6 protein-coding genes and 4 pseudogenes are annotated in these 9,406 nt (G+C 49.6%); 7 read left to right on the forward strand and 3 right to left on the reverse strand.

Annotated elements, in window-relative coordinates; genetic code table 11:
* Together HMPREF1144_RS32830 and HMPREF1144_RS03025 are read right to left on the reverse strand one after the other, a co-directional pair.
* Positions 1–158, reverse strand: a pseudogene (locus HMPREF1144_RS32830) (ISL3 family transposase); the annotation flags it as partial.
* 172 nt (positions 159–330) lie between these two features.
* Positions 331–3,318: a Tn3 family transposase gene (locus HMPREF1144_RS03025; protein ID WP_009651827.1), complete on the reverse strand. Its 2,988-nt coding sequence runs from the start codon at positions 3,316–3,318 to the stop codon at positions 331–333.
* A 167-nt stretch (positions 3,319–3,485) separates the two neighbouring features.
* Between HMPREF1144_RS03025 and HMPREF1144_RS03030 the strand changes: the two genes are divergently transcribed.
* From HMPREF1144_RS03030 to HMPREF1144_RS03055, 7 genes and pseudogenes are all read left to right on the forward strand, one after another.
* Positions 3,486–4,127, forward strand: a complete 642-nt coding sequence (locus HMPREF1144_RS03030) for a recombinase family protein (protein ID WP_009651826.1) — start codon at positions 3,486–3,488, stop codon at positions 4,125–4,127.
* Between the two features lie 114 nt (positions 4,128–4,241).
* Complete coding sequence (locus HMPREF1144_RS03035; RefSeq protein WP_007372378.1) at positions 4,242–5,054, forward strand: sulfite exporter TauE/SafE family protein; 813 nt, start codon at positions 4,242–4,244, stop codon at positions 5,052–5,054.
* Between the two features lie 19 nt (positions 5,055–5,073).
* The gene (locus HMPREF1144_RS03040) at positions 5,074–5,445 is read left to right on the forward strand and encodes a winged helix-turn-helix domain-containing protein (protein WP_009651828.1); all 372 of its coding nucleotides are present in this window, start codon (positions 5,074–5,076) and stop codon (positions 5,443–5,445) included.
* 137 nt (positions 5,446–5,582) lie between these two features.
* A pseudogene (locus HMPREF1144_RS03045) lies at positions 5,583–6,523 on the forward strand (IS110 family transposase); the annotation flags it as partial.
* Positions 6,520–6,899: pseudogene (locus tag HMPREF1144_RS30920) on the forward strand (transposase); the annotation flags it as partial. The pseudogenes HMPREF1144_RS03045 and HMPREF1144_RS30920, both read left to right, overlap by 4 nt.
* 548 nt (positions 6,900–7,447) lie before the next feature.
* Positions 7,448–8,071, forward strand: coding sequence for an FmdE family protein (locus tag HMPREF1144_RS03050; protein ID WP_007372374.1), 624 nt, complete (start codon positions 7,448–7,450; stop codon positions 8,069–8,071).
* A 9-nt stretch (positions 8,072–8,080) separates the two neighbouring features.
* Positions 8,081–8,821 (forward strand): sulfite exporter TauE/SafE family protein, encoded by a 741-nt coding sequence (locus HMPREF1144_RS03055; protein ID WP_032951290.1) that lies wholly within the window; start codon positions 8,081–8,083, stop codon positions 8,819–8,821.
* A 194-nt stretch (positions 8,822–9,015) separates the two neighbouring features.
* On the opposite strand, the pseudogene HMPREF1144_RS03060 reads toward HMPREF1144_RS03055, so the two are convergent.
* Positions 9,016–9,318: pseudogene (locus tag HMPREF1144_RS03060) on the reverse strand (DDE-type integrase/transposase/recombinase); the annotation flags it as partial.
* Positions 9,319–9,406 lie beyond the last annotated feature (88 nt).

A 9,406-nucleotide genomic window follows, 5' to 3' on the forward strand; every position in this document is an offset into this window, starting at 1 on the left:
GAACAGGATTTACCGCAGGTCGGACAGGCTAACCGGGTGTTTTCAGCGATCCCAACAGTGACAGTAACAGAACCGGCATTTTCATCGAGAGAAAGGGACTTTACCTGCCACGGAGCGGACAGATTGAGAATATGAGCGTAGAGGGACTTTTCGTCCATGGCGGTGACCTCTGGCGATTAAATACACCATTATCATGCCTTCAGCCACCACAACAAGGGAAGACCCATATATATACAGGTACTATTTCAGACGCTACCCTCTCACTTTGTAAGTCTTGCTTCAGGGTTAATGCTATGAATGTCCATAAGGGGTCAGTTTGGATATCGAAAATTATTGTACGTTAAGGTTATTTTTTGACCTGCCTAATTTAGCTGGCCTCAGCCGACGAAACTTACCGGCTGACGGTATCCGGTTGCTTTTCCAGATATAATCGCCTGTCAGATTGATATGCTCCCAGCCTAGCGGGGACAAATGCGACAGCAATTGATCGTTGATCTTCACCCCTTTACGCTTCAGGGCATCGACCGCTCTTTCCATATAGACGGTATTCCACAGCGAGATAGCTGCCGTCAGCAGCGTCAGTCCACTGGCGCGATAGCTCTGATTTTCCGGTTTACGATCCCTGATTTCACCCAGACGGTGCAGGAATACCGCGCGCGCCAGCGCGTTACGGGCTTCTCCTTTATTCAGTCCCGCCTGGACCCGCCGACGAAGTGCCGGATCGCGGAACCAGTCGATCATAAACAGCGTTCGTTCAATACGGCCAATTTCTCTCAGTGCTTTGGCAAGTCCATTTTGCTTTGAGTAGCTGGCAAGCTTTTTCAGCATCAGGGATGCCGTCACTGTTCCCTGCTTTATCGAGGTTGCCAGACGCAACACTTCACGCCAGTGAATTTCGATCTCTTTCAGGTTCAGGCTGGTCGTTGATATCAGTGACTGAAGCGCCGGGTACTGGTCTGCTTTCCCTTTGATAAACAGCTTCTTGTCATGGAGATCCCTGATTCGCGGACAGAACGCAAATCCCAGCAGATGCATCAGGGCAAAGACATGATCGGTGAAACCCGCGGTATCGGTGTAATGCTCCCTGATTTTCAGGTCACTTTCGTGGTACAGCAAGCCATCGAGAACATGGGTTGAATCCCTGACCCGACTTATTATGCAGGTGTAAAACGGGCTGTATTGATCCGAAATATGGGTATAAAACTGTCGTCCGGGCTCCTGCCCATATTTCGGGTTAACCTGTCCTGCGTAGCGGCCAGTGCTGCCTGTTCTGAAATTCTGTCCATCTGATGATGATGTTGTCCCGTCTCCCCAGAATGCCGCCAGCGGCCTTTTCCCCTGCGCGTTTACCAGTTCTGCAAGGGCGGCTGAATAGGTTTCGTCGCGGATGTACCATGCCTGAATATCTTCAAGTGATGATTTGGTACTCCCGGGGCAGGCTTCTGCCATTTTTGTCAGGCCAAGATTGATGCCATCCGCAAGAATGGTGGTGAGAAGCAGGCGGGTATCGGGACGGGTAATGTCATTTTTTATATGCGAAAAATGTCGGGTAAACGTCGTCCAGCCGTTTACCTCATCGAGAATTTCCGTGATTTTAGGGCGCGGTAGCATGCTGTAAACCAGCTCTGCCAGCGGTGAAACCTGCGCCGGTACGCAGTTATCCAGCGGAGAGACTTTTACGCCCCTGTCGGAAATTTCCACATCGGGCAGTTCACCAAGGGCTGCCATGGCATTGACCTCTTCAAGTCTGGACTGAAGCAGGGTCATACGGCTGGTAATGTACTCATGGTAATCAGCAGATACGGGCAGTGGCAGCGCCGGAGTGAGTTTGTCAAAGTCCTTTTCGGGAATGAGGTAATCATCAAAATTTTTGTAGCGCCGTGAGCCTTTAACCCAGATGTCCCCGGAGCGCAACGCTCCCTTAAGCTCGCTGAGCGCACAAAATTCATAATACTGCCGATCAATACCCGCAGGTGTAATCACCACCCTGTGCCAGCTTTCAGGGACAAACTCAAGCGGCGCAGTCGCCGGAACTTTACGTGAGTGCTTCAGGTACATATCCTTGATCACAACCAGCGCATCAGCCAGAGGTTGCGCTGCCGGGGTTGCGACTAACTGTAAAGTGGATAACATGCGTGGGGCATATTTCCGTAATATGCTGTATTTCTCGGTAATAATATGCAGCGGGTCAAAATTATTTTTTCTGGCGAGATGGCGTGTTTCCTCCAGACTGGCGACAAATTCAGGCCATGGGAGTATATTTTCTATTGCGAGCCATGGATCGTCACCGGAATCGCGGGCATCAGACAGCGCCTGACCGACATCGATGTACTGCCTCAGTTTTGACTGGATCAGCTTTCCGGTCTGCTGAAGGCGCTCTGCCTGTGTTCTTTTGGCTTTGCTGAAAAGGCTGTTCAGCATTCGCTCATGCAACTCAATCACTTCGTCTGTCAGTGTGGCTCTGGCTTCTTCCAGCACGCACACCAGGATCGCATGACGCCGGGTTGCTGAAAATCGGGTCAAATCACGGCTACTCATCTTCCGGCCTTCCCGCGCCAGTTTCAGCAACCGGTTCTGGTGAATGGTACGATCTATACCTTCCGGTAATGCCAGCGATTCAACGCTGCTGAGCCGATCAAGATGTTGCAGCACGTTCTTACCATTGATTTTACCCGGCGGTTGCAGAAGCCATGTCAGCCTGGAAGACTGATTATCCGATGACTCAAGTAAACGATCCAGGGCATCCCTGTGAGCCGGAGTTAACGGGGCATTCAGAGTCTGAAATACGATTTTATCGCCGCCTGCCATGGCCTCAGCACAGGTACGCTCCACGACATCAATCGCGGGGATTATTACGTTGTTCTGCCGGAGCCAGACCAGCATCTCTTCGGCCAGGAGAATACCTTTATCAGTACGCGTCGCCATCGACAGCAGGTGTGTAATACAGTCCTGCTGTATTTTGCCGGTAAATGCCTTCACGCCAAGATAGCGGTACAGTTCGGTTAAATGCTCGCGCCGGGTCGTATCCCTGCCGGAAAGGTAAGCAGGCCAGAGATCACCGGTAAGATTTAGCCTGCTGGCGATATGTTTCAGCAGTGCATCAGAGGGTGGGATTTTTTTATCCGGGGCAAAGCCAACATTTTTCAGATAGCAAAGAAGGACGGCAAAACCAAAACGGCTGGCGGGTTTACGGTGAGCACAGATAAGCGCCAGATCATGCTCACTGAAATAGGCCATCCGGGTCAGCGTTAACTCATCGTCTGGCAATGCCAGTAATGATTCTCTTTCCGACAGAGAAAGAATCTGCCTCCTTGCCATATAGTTTCCCTCATAAATTATCCGATGCGGTATTTTTAACAAAAATGGTTATCGCATAAGGGTACACCCTGACGCCATAATAAAAACGTGACGGTACACGATGAATGACATAACCTATATGCGATAGAATAAATGCAATAACCTAAAAGCGATAATGCGGTGAAAAAATGTTCATCAGAGCTTATTTGAGAGCGTCGACGGAAGATCAGTTTGCCGATCGAGCAAAAGATATGCTGGAGCAGTTCGTTCAGGAACGAGGGTATAAAATAGCCAGTTACTACCGGGAGAATATCAGCGGAACAAAACTCGACCGCCCGGAGCTGGGACGCCTGCTAATGGACAGTCACCACAATGATATTTTACTTGTCGAGCAGATAGACCGTCTGACCCGTCTGAGCAACAGCGACTGGATGACGCTGAAAAAGCAGATTGAGCAACATGAACTGCGGATCGTCAGTCTTGACGTCCCAACTTCATGGCAGGCTCTGTCAGATAAAGATCCTTCACAGGCTGACCCGATAACCCGCGCAGTTATCACGGCGATCAACAATATGTTGATCGATCTGATGGCCGCAATGTCGCATAAGGACTGGCTGAGTCGTCGCCAGCGACAGCAACAGGGAATTGAGCGTGCTCATTCCCTGGGTAAATACCGGGGCAAGCAGGCAGACAGTGAACGACACCAGAAGGTGTTGTACTACCGACAGGTTAAGAAACTCAGTATACGGGAGACAGCAGAAGCAACCGGCTACAGTTCTTCTCAGGTTTGTCGGATACAGGCGCTTAATAAAATCACCGGTACTGATTGAATCAGCTTTAAGCTGGATCAATTCCCGCCTATACAACGTACTATCAAACTTATCATCTGAAATGCTATGCTCATCGTTATGTCAAGAATGACATAACGAATCAGAGAGGAATGCATGTCATCAGTTTCAAAAAGGAATGGAAAAGGTTTTTTCTCAGGCGCGGTAATTGGGGCTTTAGGAGGGCTGATTGGGCTCGGTGGGGCTGAGTTTCGCCTTCCCGTCCTGATCGGTAGTTTCAAAATACCCACCCTGGAAGCCGTCATCTTTAACAAAGCAATGAGCCTCGCTGTTGTCGCTATCGCTCTAATTTTCCGCACAAAATCGATAGCCACCGATCAGTTGGTAGAGCATCTTGATATTGTCATGAATTTACTGGCAGGAAGTCTTATTGGGGCATGGTGGGCCGCAGGCCGCGCCATTAAGATGTCCAGAATCTGGCTGGACAGAATCATTCTGCTCCTCCTTGTTTTACTGTCGTTCGTCATGTTCTCAGAAGCATGGCTACCACTGCACAGTATTTCCGGCGGGTTATTTCAACCCGGTATTGCCACAATTATTGCAGGTGTGATTTCAGGGTTCTTTATCGGGATAGTCGCAGCATTGCTCGGTGTGGCAGGCGGTGAGCTTCTGATCCCCACAATCGTTATCCTGTTCGGGGTTGATATCAAACTGGCCGGAAGCCTGTCATTGATGATTAGCCTGCCCACAATGATTGTTGGTTTTTCCCGTTATACAAATGCAGATGCTTTCCAGATTCTGAAAAAAGAAAGGCCGCTGTTTGTATGGATGGTCATCGGATCTGTGATTGGTGCGGCAATTGGCGGACTTCTGGTCGGCCTGTTCCCGGTTAAAGTACTTATGACTTTACTTGGGGTGATCCTTCTTATCTCCGCCATCAAAACGTTCAAACACACCCGGCAAAAATAATTTCGAGAAAGGTATCAGGATGAATAAAAAAGCGCTTATATCTGATTTTATTTTGGTCAGACCCCGAATTTACATTAATGACAACATCTCGCTGGGGCCGGGTAAAATCGATCTATTGCGCGCTATAGATGGGTTTCATTCCCTGTCAGCCGCCGCAAAAGATTTGGGTATACCCTATAAAAGGGCGTGGCTCCTGATTGATACGTTAAACAAAGGGATAGGTAAGCCCGTGGTCATCACGTCAACAGGCGGCAGCAAAGGTGGAGGCTCGGTTTTGACACCACTTGGCCAGAAGTTACTTAGCTGGTACGACAAAACAGAGGCCAACCTTAACGAGCAATCACAGCAGGACTTGCAGGATCTCGAGAAAATTATCTTCGGTGAGAGTTAACCCATTCGGCTCGGTCTTTGATCGGGCCATAACCGTACAAAAAATCATCTTAACGAATGGAAGGGACTTTCCCTGATTATGCGCCTGATTAACTCTTGTGCAATCATGGGGTACACATCGTCCCGGAGTAATTCGTTATGACTATCACGACTGTCGGTATCGATCTTGCTAAAAATGTGTTTGCTGTTCACGGTGTTGATCAGAATGGCAGAACTGTTCTGGTTAAACCTAAAGTTTCGCGTGCTGCTCTTCCTGAGTCCATTGCAGGTTTGCCTCCCTGTGTTATCGGGATGGAAGCATGCTCTGGGGCTCACTACTTGGCAAGGTTATTTCGGCAGTATGGTCATGAGCCACGTCTGATGGCCGCTAAATTTGTGTCTACTTACCGCATGGCCGGCAAATCAGGGAAGAATGATGCAGCTGATGCTCAGGCTATCTGTGAAGCGGTTCGTCGCCCACATATGCGATTTGTACCCGTGAAGGACGAAAGCCAGCAGGCGATGCAATGCAATGCTTACACCGCACCCGTCAGGGTTTCATAGAAGAGAAAACAGCAACGTATAATCGTCTGCGAGGATTGATATCTGAATTCGGTGTCATCGCGCCACAAAATACTGATGCCCTGCGCCACATAGTTTCTGTGCAGAAGAGCTCTTTACCGCTTCAGGTTCAGCAATGTGTTGATGATTTGCTGGAACACATTGAAGCTAACATCACTGAATATGACCGAATTTTGTCCCGCATGGCCAAAACAGATCATCGCAGTCAGCGGCTGATGGAGCTAAAGGGCGTTGGCCCCACAACTGCCTGTGCGCTGGTCGCCAGTATCGGTAATGCACATGATTTTAAAAATGGACGTCAACTGGCCGCCTGGCTGGGACTGACGCAATCACAATACAGCAGCGGCGGAAAGCCGAAGCTCGGCAGGATCACAAAAGCCGGTTATTCGTATCTGCGAACGCTCTTGGTACAGGGGGATCTTTCAGTGCTTATTGGCGCTGAGAAAAGGAATGACTCATTCAGCCGTTGGGTTTGTATGTTGGTTGAGCGCAGAAGGTACTGGCAGGCTGTTGTGGCCAACGTCTATTGACCATTCCCTGTGTGGGAACGCTCACGGTCAGTACTATTTCCACTGAGCTTGGCGATGGGAAACACTACGCCAGTAGTCGTGACTTCGCAGCGGCAACGGGGCTGCTTCCACGTGAGTACAGCACCGGTGGTCGAACAACTCTGTTGGGGATCAGCAAACGAGGCAACAAAAAGATCCGAATATTACTGGTCCAGTGCCCCAGAGTGTTCATACAAAAAACAAAAACTAGAACACCAGAAAGGCAAACTGGGCCAGGGAATTAATGTGCAGAAAAAGCAACTTTGTTGTGACCTGCGCACTCGCAAACAAGCTGGCCAGGATAGCCTGGGTGCTTACGACGCGACAACAGACGTTCGCGTCGTAAGTCTCTAACAATAAATTTTTAAACAATCACCTATCTGGTTTGCGAATGCTGATCATTGATGATACAAACGGCCGACCGGCCTGTTGAAGAACCTGTATATCGGAATGGCTCATCTGAAGCCGTATGATTTTTCTGAGGTTCATCAGGCGCAGAACTCATCGTGGCGCGATTCTGACGCTGGATAGATTTAAGCAAGCCAATGATATCGTCGAAAATCAGTGTTGCAAAAACGGGAGTGACCATAGATTCGATATCCAAACTGCCCCCAGCACAGCATTTGTAAGCAAGAATTTGCCGATACTCATGAGTTAAGTCTTTCCGTCGTGAAGTCTAGGTTACGGAGAATTCGTCAGCGGTTGCGCGAGGTGTTGATACGTAATTGCCAAGTGCACTTTGACTACAGTGGTCGGGCTTGTTACCACGCACCTCGGCGTGAGGATTACTGAAATCAATCTCGAAGAAAATTTCTGCATCCTTTTGCGAGTTCATTCGTCTTCAAGATAGTGGCTTCATCAGGAAGCTACGCGACTCACGAAGGAGATAGAGTAATGACACACGATGAATTCGAAGCGGCGATGGTCTTTCACGGCCATAAGTGTCCAGCAATGCCTTTAGGCTACCGTGCTGCGCAAGCAGCGATGAGAGCGCTCGGTGTGGAACGGGCAGAAGACAAGGAGCTGCATGTCATAGCAGAAACAGGGAAAGGCCATGCTGCGGGATGCTTTCTGGATGGCGTAATGTCGGCTACGGGATGCACCTACGGCAAGTCGAACATCGAGAAGCGCTATTACAACAAGATGGCTTTCACTCTGATAGACGTGAAGACCGGGCGCTCAGTACGTGTACGGCTAAAGGACGAGTTTTTCGGCAACATGCTCAACTCGCCTTTTGTTGCCCAACGCAAACAAGGCATAGCGCCACAGGATATTCCCGCCGAAGTCACTGACCCCCTGGTTAACAAGGTCATATCGATGCCGGAAGAAATGTTTCTCGATATCGGGCTAAAGAAGCCGTTTGAACTTCCACGCGGTAAAAGCTGCTTTGACACGGAACTATGCGCCAAATGTGGGGAACGTGTCTTTGTCGATAAACTGATCGACACGGAAGCGGGACGGCTTTGCATTCCTTGCCAGGAAAAACTGGCTGGACATACTGTATCCTCATTTTGCTAAGGAATTGAAATGCTTGCCATCGCTGCCGTTGCAACGTTTTTTCTAACCGCTATCATGGCCATGGCCGGAGTCGGAGCCGCTTTTATTCTGGTTCCGATCTTCTTGGCACTAGGGGTCGAAATTCATGCAGCGATGGCCACCGCCTTGCTTCTGAATGCCATATCGACGAGCGTGTCGACAACGACATTCATTCGCAAGCGTTTGGTCGAATGGCGGTTGGCACTCCCCATTTTGATTGTGGCCGTGGTTTTGTCGCCAATCGGGGTTCATGTCAGCCAAAGGTTAGACCGCCATTTTCTACTGTGGCTGTTCTCCGGTTTTCTTATTTTTGCCAGCCTCATGATGTTGTTGTACGCGCCAAAATCTTCTGGAATTCAGCGTAGTGCGCGAAGCCAGATGTTGAGTAGTTTGTCCCTTGGCGGTGTTGCGGGTTTTGTCGGTGGCCTGTTAGGGGTTGGAGGTGGCAGCATCATCGTCCCGGCACTCGTGGGGGCCGGGCTGGAACCCAAACGGGCGTCAGCAACCGCTTCTTTCGTGGTCGTGTTTGCTTCTCTGACCGGTTTCTTTGCCCACGCAACGCTTTCGGGAATGGATTATTCGCTGGTCGGTGCCACCGGTATCGCATCGGCGGGAGGGGCTGCATTTGGCGCGTGGTTAATGAGCGAAAAACTCAAAGGGCAACAGCTTAAATACATCATTGGATTCGTCCTGTTAGGGACCGCCGTCAAGATCATCTGGGGGCTTTTGTAAAATAAACGGAATCAAAATCATGTAAGCACACGATGGCCATATTCATGGCAACTCAACCGGAGCGAAGCTGTATTGGCCGCTCGTTGTTACGCTCGGATTTTCTGCCGTAGAGGTCTTCGCCGATTGGCAATCCAGCTCGTTGGGTTCTGTCGCATTAGCGTAGACAAGTCAGTAATTATTGCGCTGTCTATATTTTAGGCAACCAACAGGTAAAATTGTTCCGCCGGTGATAAAGGCTCTTCAGCGGGATGCTGATATTGCCCTTTACGTATCATATGCACTAACTCAATGCCCTCCATTATCGTCTGCGCTCGCCGAAATGATTTGAACCCCAGTATCTGTCGTATTCGGCGTTTGATATTCCGATGGTCCTGCTCAATCAGGTTGTTCAGGTATTTACTCTGCCTGATGGTGATGGTTTCTTCTTCAGGTTTACTGGCGTTGAGTGTGGCCAGCGCCGCCATGTTGGCACCGCTTTTATCGATGGTTACAACCTCAGTAGATTAGTCCCTATATTTCCAGACACTTTTTATCGCTTAACCCATTACTGGTTCGCCGCCGTAGATATTCCCGTGGCGAACGATA

It is taken from the genome of Klebsiella sp. OBRC7, from assembly GCF_000293135.1.
Classification (GTDB): domain Bacteria; phylum Pseudomonadota; class Gammaproteobacteria; order Enterobacterales; family Enterobacteriaceae; genus Klebsiella; species Klebsiella michiganensis.